The organism is Synechococcus sp. CCY 0621 (assembly GCF_019038465.1).
Classification (GTDB): Bacteria; Cyanobacteriota; Cyanobacteriia; order PCC-6307; family Cyanobiaceae; genus Cyanobium.
This window is the reverse complement of the sequence record NZ_JAFKRH010000026.1, coordinates 1-16,511: the sequence shown is the minus strand read 5'-3', so window position 1 is coordinate 16,511 and position 16,511 is coordinate 1. Positions and strand designations below refer to the sequence as shown.

Annotated in this window: 20 protein-coding genes, 1 tRNA gene and 1 pseudogene; 11 read left to right on the top strand and 11 right to left on the bottom strand. The window is 69.4% G+C overall.

The window, feature by feature from the left end; all coding sequences use genetic code 11:
- Window positions 1–64: 64 nt before the first annotated feature.
- The gene (locus KUG43_RS08175) at window positions 65–1,615 is read left to right on the top strand and encodes an alpha/beta hydrolase family protein (protein ID WP_216907944.1); all 1,551 of its coding nucleotides are present in this window, start codon (window positions 65–67) and stop codon (window positions 1,613–1,615) included.
- A gap of 73 nt (window positions 1,616–1,688) precedes the next feature.
- Window positions 1,689–2,708 carry a beta-carotene hydroxylase gene (gene crtR, locus KUG43_RS08170; protein WP_216907942.1) on the top strand — a complete coding sequence of 340 codons (1,020 nt, stop codon included), beginning with the start codon at window positions 1,689–1,691 and terminating at the stop codon, window positions 2,706–2,708.
- Here crtR and gatC read toward each other — a convergent pair.
- Both gatC and KUG43_RS08160 read right to left on the bottom strand, forming a co-directional pair.
- Entirely contained in the window at window positions 2,705–2,998 is a 294-nt protein-coding gene (gatC, locus tag KUG43_RS08165) for an Asp-tRNA(Asn)/Glu-tRNA(Gln) amidotransferase subunit GatC (protein WP_216907940.1), read from the bottom strand. The genes crtR and gatC overlap by 4 nt on opposite strands.
- A gap of 27 nt (window positions 2,999–3,025) precedes the next feature.
- The gene (locus KUG43_RS08160; RefSeq protein ID WP_216907938.1) at window positions 3,026–3,844 is read right to left on the bottom strand and encodes a creatininase family protein; all 819 of its coding nucleotides are present in this window, start codon (window positions 3,842–3,844) and stop codon (window positions 3,026–3,028) included.
- Between KUG43_RS08160 and KUG43_RS08155 the strand changes: the two genes are divergently transcribed.
- Complete coding sequence (locus tag KUG43_RS08155) at window positions 3,843–4,211, top strand: DUF6679 family protein (RefSeq protein WP_502988590.1); 369 nt, start codon at window positions 3,843–3,845, stop codon at window positions 4,209–4,211. The two genes, KUG43_RS08160 and KUG43_RS08155, sit on opposite strands and share 2 nt — an antisense overlap.
- 28 nt (window positions 4,212–4,239) lie before the next feature.
- Here KUG43_RS08155 and KUG43_RS08150 read toward each other — a convergent pair whose 3' ends face one another.
- Entirely contained in the window at window positions 4,240–4,377 is a 138-nt protein-coding gene (locus KUG43_RS08150; protein WP_015109478.1) for a DUF8629 family protein, read from the bottom strand.
- Between the two features lie 129 nt (window positions 4,378–4,506).
- Here KUG43_RS08150 and KUG43_RS08145 point away from each other — a divergent pair, with 129 nt between their 5' ends.
- Window positions 4,507–5,172: a DNA-3-methyladenine glycosylase gene (locus KUG43_RS08145; protein WP_216907936.1), complete on the top strand. Its 666-nt coding sequence runs from the start codon at window positions 4,507–4,509 to the stop codon at window positions 5,170–5,172.
- On the top strand, window positions 5,169–6,179 hold the full coding sequence (locus tag KUG43_RS08140; RefSeq protein ID WP_216907935.1) for an aspartate carbamoyltransferase catalytic subunit: 1,011 nt from the start codon (window positions 5,169–5,171) through the stop codon (window positions 6,177–6,179). The genes KUG43_RS08145 and KUG43_RS08140 overlap by 4 nt, the downstream gene beginning before the upstream one ends.
- 19 nt (window positions 6,180–6,198) lie before the next feature.
- Here the strand turns inward: KUG43_RS08140 and KUG43_RS08135 are convergent, their stop codons facing one another.
- The 4 genes from KUG43_RS08135 to KUG43_RS08120 all read right to left on the bottom strand — a co-directional run bounded on the left by KUG43_RS08135 (window position 6,199) and on the right by KUG43_RS08120 (window position 7,412).
- A complete protein-coding gene (locus tag KUG43_RS08135; RefSeq protein ID WP_216907933.1) occupies window positions 6,199–6,585 on the bottom strand; it encodes a DUF565 domain-containing protein in 387 nt (128 codons plus the stop codon).
- A gap of 269 nt (window positions 6,586–6,854) precedes the next feature.
- Window positions 6,855–7,052, bottom strand: coding sequence for a DUF8635 family protein (locus KUG43_RS08130; RefSeq protein WP_015109473.1), 198 nt, complete (start codon window positions 7,050–7,052; stop codon window positions 6,855–6,857).
- A 44-nt stretch (window positions 7,053–7,096) separates the two neighbouring features.
- Window positions 7,097–7,270, bottom strand: a complete 174-nt coding sequence (locus KUG43_RS08125; RefSeq protein WP_502988589.1) for a PCP reductase family protein — start codon at window positions 7,268–7,270, stop codon at window positions 7,097–7,099.
- 69 nt (window positions 7,271–7,339) lie between these two features.
- A tRNA-Ala gene (locus KUG43_RS08120) sits at window positions 7,340–7,412 on the bottom strand.
- Between the two features lie 46 nt (window positions 7,413–7,458).
- On the opposite strand from KUG43_RS08120, the gene isiD reads away from it, so the two are divergent.
- Both isiD and coaBC read left to right on the top strand, forming a co-directional pair.
- Window positions 7,459–7,677 carry a protein IsiD gene (gene isiD, locus KUG43_RS08115; RefSeq protein ID WP_216907931.1) on the top strand — a complete coding sequence of 73 codons (219 nt, stop codon included), beginning with the start codon at window positions 7,459–7,461 and terminating at the stop codon, window positions 7,675–7,677.
- Window positions 7,667–8,965: a bifunctional phosphopantothenoylcysteine decarboxylase/phosphopantothenate--cysteine ligase CoaBC gene (coaBC, locus tag KUG43_RS08110; RefSeq protein WP_216907929.1), complete on the top strand. Its 1,299-nt coding sequence runs from the start codon at window positions 7,667–7,669 to the stop codon at window positions 8,963–8,965. The genes isiD and coaBC overlap by 11 nt, the downstream gene beginning before the upstream one ends.
- Here the strand turns inward: coaBC and KUG43_RS08105 are convergent.
- On the bottom strand, window positions 8,931–9,269 hold the full coding sequence (locus KUG43_RS08105; protein ID WP_216907927.1) for a hypothetical protein: 339 nt from the start codon (window positions 9,267–9,269) through the stop codon (window positions 8,931–8,933). The genes coaBC and KUG43_RS08105 overlap by 35 nt on opposite strands.
- A 112-nt stretch (window positions 9,270–9,381) precedes the next feature.
- On the opposite strand from KUG43_RS08105, the gene psbO reads away from it, so the two are divergent.
- From psbO to KUG43_RS08085, 4 genes are all read left to right on the top strand, one after another.
- Complete coding sequence (gene psbO / locus KUG43_RS08100; protein WP_216907925.1) at window positions 9,382–10,194, top strand: photosystem II manganese-stabilizing polypeptide; 813 nt, start codon at window positions 9,382–9,384, stop codon at window positions 10,192–10,194.
- A 105-nt stretch (window positions 10,195–10,299) separates the two neighbouring features.
- Complete coding sequence (gene sat / locus KUG43_RS08095; protein ID WP_216907923.1) at window positions 10,300–11,469, top strand: sulfate adenylyltransferase; 1,170 nt, start codon at window positions 10,300–10,302, stop codon at window positions 11,467–11,469.
- 66 nt (window positions 11,470–11,535) lie between these two features.
- Entirely contained in the window at window positions 11,536–13,380 is a 1,845-nt protein-coding gene (gene ftsH3 / locus KUG43_RS08090; RefSeq protein ID WP_216907921.1) for an ATP-dependent zinc metalloprotease FtsH3, read from the top strand.
- Between the two features lie 16 nt (window positions 13,381–13,396).
- Window positions 13,397–14,026 carry a bifunctional 4-hydroxy-2-oxoglutarate aldolase/2-dehydro-3-deoxy-phosphogluconate aldolase gene (locus KUG43_RS08085; protein WP_216908093.1) on the top strand — a complete coding sequence of 210 codons (630 nt, stop codon included), beginning with the start codon at window positions 13,397–13,399 and terminating at the stop codon, window positions 14,024–14,026.
- Window positions 14,027–14,034: 8 nt separating this feature from the next.
- On the opposite strand, the gene aroC is transcribed toward KUG43_RS08085, so the two are convergent.
- From aroC to KUG43_RS08070, 3 genes and pseudogenes are all read right to left on the bottom strand, one after another.
- Window positions 14,035–15,123, bottom strand: a complete 1,089-nt coding sequence (gene aroC, locus KUG43_RS08080; RefSeq protein WP_216907919.1) for a chorismate synthase — start codon at window positions 15,121–15,123, stop codon at window positions 14,035–14,037.
- 48 nt (window positions 15,124–15,171) lie between these two features.
- Complete coding sequence (locus KUG43_RS08075; RefSeq protein ID WP_353617971.1) at window positions 15,172–15,948, bottom strand: methyltransferase domain-containing protein; 777 nt, start codon at window positions 15,946–15,948, stop codon at window positions 15,172–15,174.
- A 222-nt stretch (window positions 15,949–16,170) separates the two neighbouring features.
- Window positions 16,171–16,511, bottom strand: a pseudogene (locus KUG43_RS08070) (photosystem II q(b) protein); the annotation flags it as partial.

The following is a 16,511-nucleotide window of genomic DNA, read 5'->3' as shown; positions in this document are numbered from 1 at the left end:
CAGGCCATCCCAGGGGTGTCGTTTGGGTGGCACACCTACGCTGACCACCATCAGGAACCGAAGCATGAAGAGCCCACTCCGCCAGCTCACGGCGCTGCTCCTGGGCGCTGGGTCGCTGCTGGCGGGGGCGCCTGGCCAGGCGCTGGAGCAGATCCAGATGATCCTTCCCCTGATCGATACCCCGTTCACGATCCAGCTCAGCGAGCTCAGGGATCAGCGCAAACTGCTCTCCGGCGACAGCGATCTTGCCGAGCTCGACCGGGCCACCGATGGGGCGATCGGCCAGAGGCTGGTCGAGGCTTTCCAGACCCCCCTGCCCCTGCCGCTGAAGGCCTTCGCCGAGCAGTCGGTCGGGTCGCCCCTGGTCAACCAGGTGCTGCTGCTGCTCTCTTCGGTGGTGCTGGTGGAGGGGGTTACCCAGCCGATCGACAGCCAGGGGTTGGCCGCTTCGCTGGCCGCCAGCCAGGCGAAGGGCAGCCTCAACCTGCTGGACGTGCTCGAAGCCATGCCCGGCAAGAGCGCTTCGGTGGATCTGCAGCGGGTGGTCCTTGCCATTGATCGCGTCACCAGGCAGCAACGTCTGGGCAACTCCCTGGTGACGTCCCTGCCCGCCGCCGCGATCAACCCGGCCCTCAGCCAGACGGGCCCGCTGGCGGTGAAGCGCCAGGAGCTGGCGATCCCCGTCCAGCACCGCCCCAAGCCCCTGCAGGTGGTCACGATCCAGCCGGAAACGGGCTCCAATGGCCGCCTGGTGCTGATCTCCCATGGCCTCTGGGACGACCCGGAAAGCTTCGAGGGCTGGGGCCGGCACCTGGCCAGCCATGGCTACACGGTGCTGCTGCCCCGTCACCCCGGCAGCGACCGCTCACAGCAGCAGGCCATGCTCTCCGGCCAGATGCCGCCCCCCAGCCCGGATGACCTGAGGCTGCGGCCCATGGACATGAGCGCGGTGATCGATGCGGCCGCGGCGGGCAGCCTGGCCTTGCCGGCGGGCCTGCGCACCGACAACGTCGTGGCGATGGGCCAGTCCTATGGCGCCACAACGGTGCTGCAGCTGGCCGGGGCCCGACCCAGCGCGGGCCTGCTCAACCGCTTCTGCAAGGACGTCACCAATCCGGAACGCAACATCAGCTGGGTGCTGCAGTGCAGTTTCCTCACCTCCGCCGACCAGGCCGGCCTGGCTGATCCCCGCGTCAAGGCGGTGGTAGCGGTCAGTCCGCCGATGTCGCTGCTGTTCGACCAGGGCTCAGCCCGCACCATGACCGCCCGGGCACTGGTGGTGAGCGGCAGCCGCGACTGGGTGGTGCCCTCCGGGCCCGAGGCCCTGCGGCCCATGGCGCTGGAGGCACGCAACGTGGGCGGCGGCCACCGGCTGGTGCTGGCCAAAGATGGCGACCACTTCAACCTGCGCTCCTCCTACGAGGAGGGCGGCGGGGCCCTGCGGGGGCTGCTGCTGGCCTGGACCGACGGCGCCTTTACCGCTGGTGTCGCCGTCGGCCCGAGCCCGAGCGCCCCGTCGCTGCTGCCCCCCGATGGCTGGGGCGACACGGAGTTCCCCCTGGTGGATGTCACCGCCAACCTGCGCACCCTGCCGGTTGCCCCAAATCAGCCGTGATGGTGCTGTCGCGCCGATGGGGCGGGTTCCGTAATCTGGGTCCTCCCTCGGGACTCCAGACCTGGCCCAGGTCATGACCGACACGCTGGCACCCTCGTCCGCCACCCTGGCCGCGACCACGGCCGTGCCTCGGCGCAGCGTTCCGAGGGAGTACCTCGATCCCCCTGCCGCCTGGAACCCCACGGTGGGCCTGTTTCTGGCCGGCTATGGCCTGGCGGCCCTGACGATCTGGGGCTGGTTCGTTGGCGGCTGGCCCCTGCCGCCCCTGCTGGCCCTGGGCTTCCTGGCCCTGCACCTGGAAGGCACGGTGATCCACGACGCCTGCCACAACGCCGCCCATCCCCACCGCTTCTGGAACGCGGTGATGGGCCACGGCGCCGCCCTGCTGCTGGGCTTCAGCTTCCCGGTGTTCACACGGGTGCACCTGCAGCACCACGCCCACGTCAACGATCCCAAGCTCGATCCCGATCACATCGTCAGCACCTTCGGGCCCCTGTGGCTGATCGCGCCGCGATTTTTCTATCACGAAGTCTTTTTCTTCAAACATCGCCTCTGGCGCCACAACGAACTGTTTGAGTGGGTCCTGGCCCGCACCATCTTCGTGCTGATTGTTGTGGCGGCCGCCCGCCACAACTTCCTGCCGTTCGTGTTCAACTGCTGGTTCGCCCCGGCCCTGATGGTGGGGGTCACCCTGGGCCTGTTCTTCGACTATCTGCCCCATCGCCCCTTCCAGTCCCGCAACCGCTGGCACAACGCCCGCGTCTACCCCAGCAGGCTGATGAACTGGCTGATCATGGGCCAGAACTATCACCTGATTCACCACCTCTGGCCGTCGATCCCCTGGTTTGAATACCAGCCTGCGTATCACGCCACCAAGCCGATTCTTGATGCCAAGGGTTCCCCCCAGCGGCTGGGACTGTTCGAGAGCCGCACCGACAGCCTCAACTTCCTTTACGACATCTTCCTTGGCGTGCGCTCCCACAAGAAGCGCCGCAGCCGCCTGCGGCCCATCGTCAGGCTGATGCCCACCCGCCATGCCCGCCGGCGGGTGCTGGAGCTGTTGCACCGCACCGCCGTCTCACCCGTTCGCTAGTCCCCCAGGATCCGGGGCACCCGGAAGAAATCGCCTTCCCGCTGGGGAGCTAGCGAGAGCAGTTCTTCCCGTACCGGGGTGGGGTCCACCGCGTCGGGGCGGGTCACGTTCACCACCTCCACCGCCCGGGTGGTGGGGGGCACCCCTTCGGTGTCCACCTGCTCCAGATGGGCCACGTAGTCGAGGATCCGCTCGAGTTGGCCGGTGTAGGTGGCGATGCGCTCTTCCGGCAGGGCCAGGCGGGCCAGGTGGGCCACCTTGCGCACGTCCTCTTCTGAGATCCGTCCCATCGTCCGTCCACACATCCGAACCCGAACCTAGCCGCCGTCCCCTTCCGGCCCCAGGAAAGCGGCCAGGTCCTCACTCAGGGCCGCGGCCGCCAGCTCCAGGAAGCGGGCGCCGTCGTCGGCCGTGGCCAGGAAGGGGTCGGAGCCCATGCGGCCATCGGGATGGCGGCGGCGGAAGTCCTCGGGGCCGTGGATCGGCCCGGCCGGCGCCGCCTCGGGCAGGGGCCGCTGCTTGGCCAAGAGGCTCGGCTCCAGGTGCAGGGTGAGGGCGATCTCGCTGGGGGTCGCATGGTGCCCCTCCCGCTCGCCGTAGCGATCGCGGGCCTCCCGCATCACCGGGCCGGCGGTGAACCAGTTGGCCAGACGGCAGCGCAGCCGCTCGGCCCCCGGCAGGCCCCTGGCCGCGGCCGTGCCGTAGGCCTGGGCGAACGCGGCCCGGGCCGTGGCGATGTTGCCGCCGTGGCCGTTGATCACGTAGATGCGCTCGAAGCCGTGGCGCGCCAGGGAAAGCACCACGTCATGGAGGACCGCCAGCAGGGTGGAGGGCTGCAGGCTGATGGTGCCGGCGAAGCCCAGATGGTGCTCGGCCATGCCGAAGGCCTGGGCGGGCGTCACCAGCACGCCCGTGCGACGTCCCACCTCCAGGGCCACCGCTTCGGCGGTGAGGGCGTCGGTGCCGATGGCGCCGGTGGGCCCGTGCTGCTCGGTGGAGCCCAGCGGCACGATCACCCCACGGCAGTGGGCCAGGTAGGCCTCCACCTCGGGCCAGCTGCGCAGCTGCAGCCGGATCGCCTCGCTGCCGGCGACGGGGCCCGGAACCGTGCTGGGGCCTGGGGCGGTGCTGGGCATGGATCGGGTCATGGTGAACATGGCGGCCGGCGCCGTGCTGCCTAGGATCGACCCTATCCGCGGCGTCACGATGCTGCATCGCAAGCTCGACCGATTTCGCCTGGAGCAGCGGCCGGTCTGGGTCTATCTGCTCGACCAGCAGCGCTGGATCGAGCGGGCTCTGGTGGTGGAGATCGAGGGCGATCTGGTCACCCTCCGCTTCGACGAGGAAGACGGTGACGAGCGCCACAGCTGGGAGGAGAGCGTCCGCCTCGCCTCAATCGGGGCCGTCAGCACCCGGCTGGCCTCGGTGAGCCTCTCCGCCGATGCCGACGACCTGCCCACCACCGGCGACTGTCCCGAGGCCGAGCGGCTCGGGCGTCCCTGATCAGCCCGCCGGATTCAGTGGGCAGTGATCAGTGGGCGGTGCCGTTGCCGTCGTAGTCGTCGGTGTCGTAGTAGCCGCCCTTGGTGCCGAAGAACAGGGTGGTCAGCACGAACAGGCCGCTGACGGCCAGCAGGACGGTGCCGAGGTTGAAGCTGGCGGTTTCCATGCGGGAAGCGTTGATCGGCGGGAGCCTGACAGGTCAGGACTGCCGCCAGTGTGGCCCCGCCGCGCCGGGCCTGCCCCCCTCGGGCCTTCTGGGTCCGCTTCCCCGCACCATTCCCCCGCGTCGCCGCCCGTGAACGTCCGCGAGGCCGTCCCCGCCCTCCCCCCGCGCTTCTTTGCCCGCCCCGCCGAGGTGGTGGCCCCCGAGCTGCTCGGCTGCCTGCTGCTGAAACGCCAGCCCGATGGGGCACTGCTGGCGGGCGTGATCGTCGAGACCGAGGCCTACTGCCAATCGGAGCCCGCCTGCCATGGCCACCGCCGCCGCAGCCCCAGCAACGACACCCTCTTCGGCGAGCCCGGCCGCTTCTACGTGTATCTCACCTACGGGGTGTATCACTGCGTCAACGTCGTCACCGGCCGGCGCGACTGGGCCAATGGCGTGCTGCTGCGGGCGGCCGCCCTGCCGGGGGAGCCGGAGCGGACGGCCGCCGGGCCGGGCCTGCTGGCCCGCCGTTTCGGCCTCGACCGCGGCCACGACGGCCTGCTGGCCGCACCGGCTTCCGGCCTCTGGCTGGCGCCCCGGCCGCCTGAGCTGGCGGCAGAGGCTGGCGAGGCGGGGGTGCTGCAGACCCAGCGCATCGGCGTGTCCCAGGGGCAGGAGCTGCCCTGGCGCTGGTACCTGCGCGCCAGCCGCAGTGTCAGCCGGCGGGCCCGGGGCGATCGCACCCCCCGCCTCGATGGGTTGGCGGCCGTGCTGGCCTCTACGGTTGGAACGTTCGATGGGAGCAGGACGCCTTGAGCGGCTGGAGTCACCGCCACGTGCTCGACCTGGCGTCCTTTTCGGTCGCAGACTTCGCCACCGTTCTGGAACTGGCCCAGCGCTTTCGGGCCCTGCCCGTGGCCGGTGCGCGCCGGTTGCCCGCCCTGCAGGGCCGGCTGATGACCAGCCTGTTCTTCGAGCCCAGCACCCGCACCCGCACCAGCTTCGAACTGGCGGCCAAGCGGCTGTCGGCCGAGGTGCAGAGCTTTTCCCCGTCCTCCAGTTCCCTCAGCAAGGGGGAAAGCCTGCTGGACACCGCCCGCACCTACGTGGCGATGGGGGCCGACATCCTGGTGGTGCGCCACCGCTGCACCGGTGTGCCCCACAGCCTGGCCCGCGACCTGGATCGCTGTGGCGAGCGGGTGTCCGTGCTCAACGCCGGTGATGGCCTGCACAGCCATCCCAGCCAGGGCCTGCTTGACCTCTTCACCCTGGCGCGTCATTTCTCCCCCGAGGCCCCCACCCCCGAGAGCCTGCGGGGCCGCCGCATCGTCATCGTCGGCGACGTGCTCCATTCCCGGGTGGCCCGCTCCAACCTCTGGGCCCTCACCGCCTGCGGCGCCGATGTGGTGCTCTGCGGTCCGCCGACCCTGCTGCCCGACTGCTTCGCCGACTTCATCCTGGCGCCGCCGCCGGGGCAGGCTGCCGATCCGGTGGTCACCCGGGGCCGGGTGAAAGTGGAGCGCCGGCTGGAGCAGGCCCTGCCCGGGGCCGATGCGGTGATGACCCTGCGCCTGCAGAAGGAGCGGATGCAGCAGCACCTGCTCACCAGCCTGGACACCTATCACCGCCAGTACGGCCTCAGCCACCGGCGCCTCGCCCTCTGCGGCGACGGGGTGCCGGTGCTGCACCCCGGCCCGGTGAACCGGGGGGTGGAGATCGCCGGCGAGCTGCTGGATGATGCCGGCCGCTGTCTGGTGGAGGAACAGGTCCGCAACGGCATCCCGACCCGCATGGCCTTGCTGTATCTGCTCGCCGCCACCTGAGCGCCGTCAGCGGCACCTCTCAGAGCAGCTTGAAGCCATCCAGCAGCAGGCCGTAGAGCAGCCCCATGCGGGCCATGTCGAGCACCTGCAGCCGCAGTTTCAGGGGCTGGCGCAGCAGCTTTCTGCGCAGACGGGCCGCCAGCTCGATGGCCAGCACACAGACCAGGGCCCCGAGGGGATCAAACAGGGACAGGGCGCCGGTGATCGAGCCGATGCCGCCGCCGACCACGAATCCGCTCAGCAGCACAATCAGCAGCAGGGAAAGGCGCCGCCAGGGATTCTGCGCCCAGGCCTCCAGCAGATTGCCCGACTGGGTGATGCGCTGCTGGAATCGGGTCTGCTGGAAGCGGGGAGGCAATGGTGGAAACCTGCCGCTGTTGAGAAGGGGGAGCAGGGGGCTCAACACCCAAGGGTGAAAAGCCGCTGGCGGTGATCCCCATCACCCGGCCCAAACCCTGCGACCTCTTGTCTACACCATCTCTGGCGTCTTGACAGCATTTTCCCCCCACCGATAGGGGATACCAATAAAAAAGCCCGAGGCCAAGGCCCGGGCGGGTGATGGGGACGACACCAGCAAACCAAGCTCTTCGGGCTCGGGCAAGGGGGGGCAGCCGCTGACCGGAGCGTCCCTGCGGGGGCTTGACGGCCGGGGTGGTCGGTCTCAGACGTCGCGCTTCAACCGTCCCCGTCCTTCTTGCGAGAGCCCTTGCCCTCCAGCAACTCCAGCAGCGCCTCCATCTGGGCCATCACACCCCGCACCTCGCCGGCCTCGGGCAGCAGGCCATCTTCCATCACGCCCTGGTGCATCTCCCGCAGCTCCTGTCGGATGTAGCGCAGATGACTGACAACCTGTTCTCGTTTGGACTGCGACATCGAGCGGGCCCCTGATCAACCCCCTCTTTTACCCCATCGCCGTCTCACTTCCGTCCGAAACGCTCCTTGGCCTGCTCGTAGAAGGCCAGATCCACACCATCCAGGCCGGCGTCGCGGGCCATGGATTCGATCCGCCGGCGAATGATCGGCCGCACCACGAAGGGAATCTCCTTGAGGCTGGTTTCCGCGTCGCTGCTCCAGTTCATCGCTGCGGGCATGGGGGTCTGGTGCTGGCCGGCGATCACGTCCGGGCTTGGGGGACCCCTGCCTGCGGCCAGAATGGTGGATGGAGAATAGGGGACTCGAACCCCTGACCTCTGCGGTGCGATCGCAGCGCTCTACCAGCTGAGCTAATTCCCCTTCGATCGCCATTATCACCATCCCGTCCCCCTTCCCGGCCGCCCCCTTGGTTGATTCCAGTCTGTCCATCACCCCCGAGCAGCTCGCGGCCTTCGACGACGCGTCCATCGCCGAACTGGCCCGTCGCCTCGAGGAGGACGACTACCCGACACCGTTCGCAGGCCTCGCCGACTGGCACCTGCTGCGGGCCCTGGCGATCCACCGACCCGACCTGATCCAGCCCTACGTCCACCTGGTGGATCAGGAACCCTTCGATGAGGAGTGAGACCCAGCCGGTCTCCCTTGAGGGCCCCAGCGATCCGCTCGCCGGGCGGCGGGTGCTGGTCCTGATCAGCGGCAGTATCGCGGCGGTCAAGCTGCCCCTGGTGGTCAGCGCTCTCGTGCAGCGGGGCGCCCTGGTGCGCTGCGTGCTCAGCCCCAGCGCCGAGCGGCTGGTGAGCGCCGTGGCCCTGGCCAGCCTCAGCCGTGCCCCCTGCCACGTCGAGTCCGACCAGTGGAGCCACCGGGCGGCCCGGCCCCTGCACATCGAGCTGGCCGAGTGGGCCGAGGTGGTGCTGCTGGCTCCCCTCAGTGCCACCAGCCTGGCCCGCTGGGTGCATGGCCTGGCCGACACCCTGCTGGCCAGCACCCTGATCGCCTGCGAGGCCCCCGTGCTGGCCGCCCCGGCCATGAACAGCGCCATGTGGGCCGCCCCGTCGGTGCGCCGCAACTGGCGGGAGCTGCAGGGCTGGGAGCGGGTGCTGCCCCTGGAGCCGGGCAGTGGCCTGCTGGCCTGCGACCGGGTCGGCGATGGCCGCATGGCCGCCCCGGAGCTGCTGCTGCTGGCCCTGGAATCGCTGCTGGTGGCCGGCTGCCGCCGCGACTGGCGGGGGCGCCGCCTGCTGGTGAGTGCCGGCCCCACCCGGGAGGCCCTGGATCCGGCCCGCTGCCTCACCAACCCCAGCACGGGCCGCATGGGCGTGCTGCTGGCCCAGGCCGCCCGACTGCGCGGCGCCAGCGTCGACCTGGTGCATGGCCCTCTGGCAGTCGATCCGGCCTGGCTGGAGGGCCTGCACGGCCACCCCGTCGTCACGGCGGCCGAGATGGAAGCGGCACTGGAGCGGCTGCAGGGCGGTGCCGATGCCATCGCCATGGCCGCCGCCGTCGCCGACCACCGCCGCCGCACCCCGCTGGCCGCCAAGCTCCCAAAGCAGGCCATGGCGGAGGCGCTTCGCAGCGAATGGGAGGCGGTGCCCGATCTGCTGGCGGGCCTGGTGCAACGCCGTCCGCCGGCTCAGGCGATCCTGGGGTTCGCGGCCCAGAGCGGCGAACTGCTGCAGGAGGCACAGGCCAAGTTCGCCCGCAAAGGCTGCGACCTGCTGTTCGCCAATCCGATCGATCGCGCCGATGCGGGGTTCGGGGCCGCCAGCAACGAGGGCTGGCTGCTCGGCCCCAGGGAGCGGCAGCGCCACTTCGGCCCCACGGGCAAACTGGCCCTGGCCCACGAACTGCTGTCGGCGCTGGCCGAGGCGATGGCGCTCAGGGCTCCGGTTCAGGCGACAGCAGATCCATGAACGTGCGCAGCTGCAACCGCGGGATGTAGGGCCAGCCGCCGCTGCTTTCCATCTCGGAGAGCAGGGTGAACAGGCCGTTGCGGTCGCTGGGGAGGCTGTTGCGGAAGGGGCCGTCCTGGATGCTGCGGTGCAGGTGTTCGATGCGACGCAGCAGGTCAAGCAGGGCTTCGGGCTCCTGGGCGCGCTGTTCGGCGATCCGGAGCAGGGCGTCGAGGGGCTCCTGGAGGTCGGGGGCGGCCTGTGCTGGGGACGGCGGCGCCAAGGGCGTGGAGTCGTCGATCGGGTGGGTGCGGCTCAGGGACATCGTCCTCTCATACAGGTTGTTGAGAGCCCACGCAAGCCGCCTGGAATGGGTGTTTTGCACCGGTAGGATCCCGGCCAGCCCAGTTCCCGTTCCGTCTCTGCGGCTTCTCCCCATGCGTTTCCGTCCCCTGCTGGCCCTCGTGCTGGCTCTGTGCCTGACCCTGGTGTCCGCATGCAGCGGCGGGGCCAAGGCCGTTGATCGGGCCAATCTCACCTACGAAGACATCCACAACACCGGGCTGGCCAACGACTGCCCGACCCTGCCCGATTCCGCCCGCGGCACGATCTCCCTGGATCCGTCGGCCCGTTACCAGCTGAAGGAGATCTGCATGCACCCCTCCGAGGTCTTCGTGAAGGGGGAGCCCGCCAACAAGCGCCAGGAGGCCCAGTTCGTCGCCGGCAAGATCCTCACCCGCTTCACCTCCAGCCTTGATCAGGTCTATGGCGACCTCTCCGTGACAGCGGGCGGCCTCAGCTTCAAGGAGCTCGGTGGCATCGACTTCCAGCCGATCACCGTGCTGCTGCCCGGTGGAGAGGAGGTGCCCTTCACCTTCTCCAGCAAGGAGCTGTTGGCCTCCTCCGATGGCACGTCGTTCTCCACCAGCACCGATCTGAAGGGCAAGTACCGCGCCCCCAGCTACCGCACCAGCAACTTCCTCGATCCCAAGGGCCGGGGCCTCACCACCGGCTACAGCAGCGCCGTGGGTCTGGTGCCCGCCGGTGATGAGTTCACCGGGGAAACCGTCAAGCGCTACGTGGATGGCACCGGCACCATGGACCTCTCGATCACCAAGGTGGATCCCAGCACCGGGGAGTTCGCCGGGGTGTTCACCGCCATCCAGCCCTCCGACACCGACATGGGCACCAAGGCCGTCGTCGACGTCAAGATCACCGGCGAGCTCTACGGCCGTCTCGAGCAGGTCTGATCGCGCAAGCCGTTCAGCGAAGGGGCCTGAGGGCCCCTTTTTTCATGGCCGAGCGCCGGTCTGGGAGGATGGATCGAATCCCCTGTGACGCCCCGGCCCGTCGCCATGACGCTCGCCAATACCGCCCCTCACTCCGATCTGATCGCCCCCCATGGCGGCAGCCTCGTCGATCTGATGGTGCCGACCGACCAGCGTGACGGGGTGCGTGCCGCGGTGGACCGGGTGGTGGACTGCAGTCACCGCAACGCCTGCGACGTGGAGCTGCTGATCGTGGGTGGCTTCTCGCCCTTGCGCGGCTTCATGCACCAGGAGGACTACGAGGCGGTGGTGGCGGGCCACCGCACCACCAGCGGTCTGCTGTTCGGCCTGCCGATCGTCTTCGACACCGACGACGGCAGCATCGCCGTGGGCGAGCGGCTGCTGCTCACCTACCAGGGGCAGGACCTGGCCGTGCTCACCGTTGAGAGCCGCTGGGAGCCGGACAAGGTGGTCGAGGCCAAGGGCTGCTACGGCACCACCTCTTTGGAGCACCCGGCGGTGCGCATGATCGCCACCGAGCGGGGCCGCTACTACCTGGGCGGACGCCTCCAGGGTCTGGCCCTGCCCGAGAGGGTGTTCCCCTGCAGCACCCCCGCCGAGGTGCGCGCCACCCTGCCGGCGGGCGAGGACGTGGTGGCCTTCCAGTGCCGCAACCCCATCCACCGGGCCCACTACGAACTGTTCACGCGCGCCCTCGAGGCCCCCAACGTGAGCAAGGGCGCGGCGGTGCTGGTCCACCCCACCTGCGGCCCCACCCAGGAGGACGACATCGCCGGTGAGGTGCGCTTCGCCACCTATGAGCGCCTGGCGGCTGAGGTGGCCAACCCACGCATCCGCTGGGCCTACCTCCCCTATGCGATGCACATGGCCGGCCCGCGGGAGGCCCTGCAGCACATGATCATCCGCAAGAACTACGGCTGCACCCACTTCATCATTGGCCGCGACATGGCGGGCTGCAAATCGTCCCTGACCGGGGAGGATTTCTATGGCCCCTACGAGGCCCAGGACTTCGCCCGCGACCAGGCCACCGAACTGGGCATGGAAACCGTGCCGTCGCTCAACCTCGTGTACACCGAGGAGGAGGGCTACGTCACCGCCGAGCACGCCCAGGCCCGGGGGCTGCACATCCGTAAGTTGAGCGGCACCCAGTTCCGCCAGATGCTGCGCGGCGGCGAAGAGATCCCAGAATGGTTCGCCTTCCGTAGCGTGGTGGAGGTGCTCAGGGCCGCAGCCTGAGCCCCGTCCAGCACCGGACACCGTTTAACATTCTGTTACTTTCATCCTCATCCAGGAGACAGGGCCGTGAAGAAACGCTGGCGCAACGCAGGGCTCTACGTGCTCCTGGTGATCGTGATGATCGCGGTAGGCACCGCCTTCCTGGAGCGTCCTGACCCGGCCCGGGTCCCCCGCACCCTGCGTTACAGCGATTTCGTCGAGGCCGTGCAGGCCAACGAGATCTCCCGGGTTCTGATCTCCCCCGACCGCGGCACCGCCCAGGTGGTCGAGAACGACGGCCAGCGCGCCGTGGTGAACCTCGCCCCCGACAAGGACCTGCTCAAGCTGCTCACCGACCACAACGTCGATATCGCCGTGCAGCCCAACCGGGAGCCGGCGGCCTGGCAGCAGGCGATCGGCAGCCTGATCTTTCCGCTGCTGCTGCTTGGCGGCCTGTTCTTCCTGTTGCGGCGCGCCCAGGGCGGTGGCGGCAACCCGGCGATGAACTTCGGCAAGAGCAAGGCGCGGGTGCAGATGGAACCCCAGACCCAGGTCACCTTTGGTGATGTGGCCGGTATCGAGGGCGCCAAGCTCGAACTCACCGAGGTGGTCGACTTCCTCAAGAACCCCGATCGCTTCACCGCCGTCGGCGCCAAGATCCCCAAGGGTGTGCTGCTGGTGGGCCCCCCCGGCACCGGCAAGACCCTGCTGGCCAAGGCCGTGGCCGGTGAGGCGGGCGTGCCCTTCTTCTCGATCTCCGGTTCGGAGTTCGTCGAGATGTTCGTGGGCGTCGGCGCCAGCCGCGTGCGCGACCTGTTCGAGCAGGCCAAGAAGAACGCCCCCTGCATCGTCTTCATCGATGAGATCGACGCCGTGGGCCGCCAGCGTGGCGCTGGCCTCGGCGGTGGCAACGACGAACGCGAGCAGACCCTCAACCAGCTGCTCACCGAGATGGACGGCTTCGAGGGCAACACCGGCATCATCATCGTGGCGGCCACCAACCGCCCCGACGTGCTCGATTCGGCCCTGATGCGGCCGGGCCGTTTCGACCGCCAGGTGGTGGTCGATCGCCCCGACTACGCCGGCCGGCTGCAGATCCTCGGCGTCCATGCCCGCGGCAAGACCCTCGCCAAGGATGTGGACCTCGACAAGGTGGCCCGCCGCACCCCCGGCTTCACTGGGGCCGACCTGGCCAACCTGCTCAACGAAGCGGCCATTCTTGCGGCCCGGCGCCAGCTGACCGAAGTGTCCATGGATGAGGTCAATGACGCCATCGAGCGGGTCATGGCCGGCCCCGAGAAGAAGGATCGGGTGATGAGCGAGCGCCGCAAGCGCCTGGTGGCCTACCACGAGTCCGGCCACGCCCTGGTCGGGGCCCTGATGCCCGATTACGACCCCGTCCAGAAGATCAGCATCATTCCCCGTGGCCAGGCCGGAGGTCTCACCTTCTTCACCCCCAGCGAAGAGCGGATGGAGTCGGGCCTGTACTCCCGTTCCTACCTGCAGAACCAGATGGCCGTCGCCCTGGGTGGCCGCGTCGCCGAGGAAATCGTCTACGGCGAAGATGAAGTCACCACCGGGGCCTCCAACGACCTCCAGCAGGTCGCCCGCGTCGCGCGCCAGATGGTGACCCGCTTCGGCATGAGCGACCGCCTCGGTCCGGTGGCCCTGGGCCGTGCCCAGGGCGGCATGTTCCTCGGTCGCGACATCGCCGCCGAGCGCGATTTCTCCGAGGACACCGCCGCCGCCATCGATGAGGAGGTGTCCCAGCTGGTGGCGGATGCCTATCGCCGCGCCACCGATGTGCTGCTCGCCAACAGGGCTGTGCTCGATGAGCTGGCCGAGATCCTCGTCGAGAAGGAGACGGTGGATGCCGAGGAGCTCCAGGAGCTGCTGATCTCCCGCAACGTCACGGTGGCGGCCTACGTCTAGGCCTCCCAGCCACACCCTGATCGCCTCCCTGCACCACCAGCCCCTGCTGGTGGTGCTTCGCCATTGGCAGCCGTCCCTGTTGGTTCCCCAACTCGATAAGCTGCGTGATCTGGGGGTGCGGCACATTGAGATCGCCTGGGGCCCCGGCGCCGACTGGATCGCCCAGTGCCAGCAGCTGATTGCCAGCTTCCCGGAACTGCGTCTGGGGGCGGCCTCGATCTGCAGCCAAGCGGCCCTGGAGGCGGTGCTGGAGGCTGGTTTTGCCTACGGCGTCTCCCCCATCCTCGACAGCCGCCTGCTGGCGAGGTCGGCGGCTGCGGGCTTCACCCTCGTCCCTGGTGTGATGTCACCCACCGAGGTGAACCGGGCCCGGTCCCTGGGCTGTTCCGTCGTCAAGCTGTTCCCCGCCACCACGGTGGGCATCGGCTACTGGCGGCGGCTGCGGGATCCCCTGGGCGCGCCGCTGCCCTTCTGCATCGCCGCCGGGGGCCTGAAGCCGAGTGATGTCCTCCCCTGGCTGGAGGCGGGGGTTGATGCCGTCGCCCTGGGGGCGTCGCTGGTGGGCAGCGCCCAGGGGCCGGCGGCGGCCCCCTTCGCCACAGACCCGCTGCGGCAGCTTCTGGCCGCCCTGCCAACGCGGCCCTGATCAGCCCGTCACCAGAGGCTGCACTGGCCCTGCTGGCGCAGCAGGTGATCCGCCAGCACCAGGGCCACCATCGCTTCCACCATCGGCACGGCCCGCGGCAGCACACAGGGATCGTGGCGGCCCTTGGCCGCCAGGGTGGTGGCGGCGCCGGAGGCGTCGATGGTCTGCTGCTCCTTGCGGATCGTGGCGGTGGGTTTGAAGGCCACCCGCAGCCGGATCTCCTCGCCGTTGCTGATGCCCCCCTGGATGCCGCCCGAGTTGTTGGTGGCGGTGCGCAGGCGGCCGTCCTCGCTGGGCAGGAAAGCATCGTTGTGCTCGCTGCCGCGCAGCAGGGTGCCGCCGAAGCCGGAGCCGACCTCGAAGCCCTTGGTGGCCGGCAGGGACATCAGCGCCTTGGCCAGATCCGCCTCCAGCTTGTCGAACACCGGCATGCCCAGACCCACCGGCGGCCGCCGCACCAGGCACTCGATCACCCCGCCGCAGGAATCCCCCTCCCGCCCGATCGCCTCGATGCGCTCGATCATCCGCGCGGCGACGGCCGGATCCGGACAGCGCACGATGGTGCTCTCCACCGCCTCCAGGGTCACCATGGCCGGATCCACGGCGGCCTCGATGTCGTGGATCCGGCGCACCCAGGCGATCACCTCGGTGCCGGCGGCCCGGGCCAGCAGCTGCTTGGCGATGGCGCCGGCGGCCACCCGGCCGATGGTCTCCCGGGCCGAGGCGCGTCCGCCGCCGCTGCGGGCCTGGATGCCGTACTTGGCCTGGTAGGTGGCGTCGGCGTGGGAGGGGCGGAAGGCCACCTCCATCTCCCTGTAGTCCTGGGGGCGCTGGTCCTTGTTGCGCACCACCATGGCGATCGGCGTGCCGAGGGTGACGCCATCGAGGAGGCCGCTGAGAACCTCGACCCGATCGTCTTCTTTGCGTGGGGTGGTGATCTTGCTCTGGCCAGGTTTGCGGCGGTCGAGCTCCGCCTGGATGGCCTCCAGATCGAGCGACAACCGCGGCGGGCAGCCATCGATGATCACGCCCACGCCACCGCCGTGGGATTCACCGAAGGTGCTGATGCGGAAGAGGTGGCCGAAGCTGCTGCCCATGGCGTCCTGTGACTGGCGCGAGACTACGAAGCGGGTGCGGTGAACGGTTCAGGACCGTCGGGCCCTGACCTCCAGGATGATGGGGCCCACCCAGAAACTGCCGGGATCGGCCCGGCTCGCCGCCATCTCCCGCCTGGCCGCCTCGGCTTCTTCCGGGCTCCAGAGCCCCAGGGCCTGGAGCTTGGAGCCGTACAGCGTCACGAACATCTCCAGCCAGCGGGCCGGCCTTTCGCCCGCCCGCCCCAGCACCGGCAGCGGCCGCAGATCCTCGATCACGAACCCCCTGGCGGCGAGCAGGGAGGGCAGCCGGCGGCTGATGTCGGGGTCACCGCCGGCCTGGCGGAAGCTGCGTTGCACGGCCCGGCTGAAGCGGGCGATGGCGTGGCCGTGGGGGTGGAGGCCAAAGGTGTCCCAGTGGACGTATTCGTGGAACAGCACCTGGCCGCCCCTGGCCAGACAGCGCGGCAACGGATCGAGCAGGGGTTCGACCTCTGGCAGGAACATCGCCACCCAGCGGCACCAGACCAGGTCGAAGGCGCCGGCGGGCAGGGGATCGCGGAGCAGGTCATGGCCACGCATCTCCAGCTGGACCAGGCCCGCGTCCTGCGCCAGCTGCTGGCCATGGCTCACGTAGGTCGGGTTCTGCTCCAGGGCCAGCACCTGGCCGGTGGGGCCCACGATCCTGGCCAGATCCACGGCCACGAACCCCGGGCCTGCGCCCAGGTCGATCACCCGTTCCCCGGGGCTGAGCGCGGCCCGCGCGAGGGCGGCCTGCAGGATGGGGCCCCACAGGTCGTGCTGCAGACGGAGCCGGTCCAGTTCCACGGCATCGTTGCCCAGCACGTAGGTGTCGTTGCTGACGGCTGGGGCCTTGGGTTCAGGCGCTGTCAGGGGAGCTGGCGTTCGCTGCCTTCGAGCCTGCCAGACATCTGGGCCGGCGCCTGAAGCCCACAAAAAACCCCCTGCACAGGCAGGGGGTTCAAAGTGATCAAGGACAGACCAGGATCAGACGGTCAGGGGGATTCCAGGGAAACCGGGGGAACCGGATCAGCCGATGGCCGGGGCGGTCAGGGCCACAGGAGTAGCGCTGGCAGCCGCCAGGTCGAGCGGGAAGTTGTGCGCATTGCGCTCGTGCATCACTTCCATGCCCAGGCCGGCACGGTTGAGCACGTCGGCCCAGGTGTTGATCACCCGGCCCTGACCGTCAAGGATCGACTGGTTGAAGTTGAAGCCGTTCAGGTTGAAGGCCATCGTGCTCACGCCCAGGGCGGTGAACCAGATGCCGATCACAGGCCAGGCCGCCAGGAAGAAGTGGAGGCTGCGGCTGTTGTTGAACGAGGCGTACTGGAAGATCAGGCGACCGAAGTAACCGTGGGCAGCCACGATGT

Coding starts and splice junctions, on each gene's coding strand:
- KUG43_RS08175 (WP_216907944.1), top strand. CDS start 65: ATGAAGAGCCCACTCCGCCAGCTCACGGCGCTGCTCCTGGGCGCTGGG.
- crtR (WP_216907942.1), top strand. CDS start 1,689: ATGACCGACACGCTGGCACCCTCGTCCGCCACCCTGGCCGCGACCACG.
- gatC (WP_216907940.1), bottom strand. CDS start 2,998: ATGGGACGGATCTCAGAAGAGGACGTGCGCAAGGTGGCCCACCTGGCC.
- KUG43_RS08155 (WP_502988590.1), top strand. CDS start 3,843: ATGGATCGGGTCATGGTGAACATGGCGGCCGGCGCCGTGCTGCCTAGG.
- KUG43_RS08160 (WP_216907938.1), bottom strand. CDS start 3,844: ATGCCCAGCACCGCCCCAGGCCCCAGCACGGTTCCGGGCCCCGTCGCC.
- KUG43_RS08150 (WP_015109478.1), bottom strand. CDS start 4,377: ATGGAAACCGCCAGCTTCAACCTCGGCACCGTCCTGCTGGCCGTCAGC.
- KUG43_RS08130 (WP_015109473.1), bottom strand. CDS start 7,052: ATGTCGCAGTCCAAACGAGAACAGGTTGTCAGTCATCTGCGCTACATC.
- KUG43_RS08125 (WP_502988589.1), bottom strand. CDS start 7,270: ATGCCCGCAGCGATGAACTGGAGCAGCGACGCGGAAACCAGCCTCAAG.
- coaBC (WP_216907929.1), top strand. CDS start 7,667: ATGAGGAGTGAGACCCAGCCGGTCTCCCTTGAGGGCCCCAGCGATCCG.
- KUG43_RS08105 (WP_216907927.1), bottom strand. CDS start 9,269: ATGTCCCTGAGCCGCACCCACCCGATCGACGACTCCACGCCCTTGGCG.
- psbO (WP_216907925.1), top strand. CDS start 9,382: ATGCGTTTCCGTCCCCTGCTGGCCCTCGTGCTGGCTCTGTGCCTGACC.
- sat (WP_216907923.1), top strand. CDS start 10,300: ATGACGCTCGCCAATACCGCCCCTCACTCCGATCTGATCGCCCCCCAT.
- aroC (WP_216907919.1), bottom strand. CDS start 15,123: ATGGGCAGCAGCTTCGGCCACCTCTTCCGCATCAGCACCTTCGGTGAA.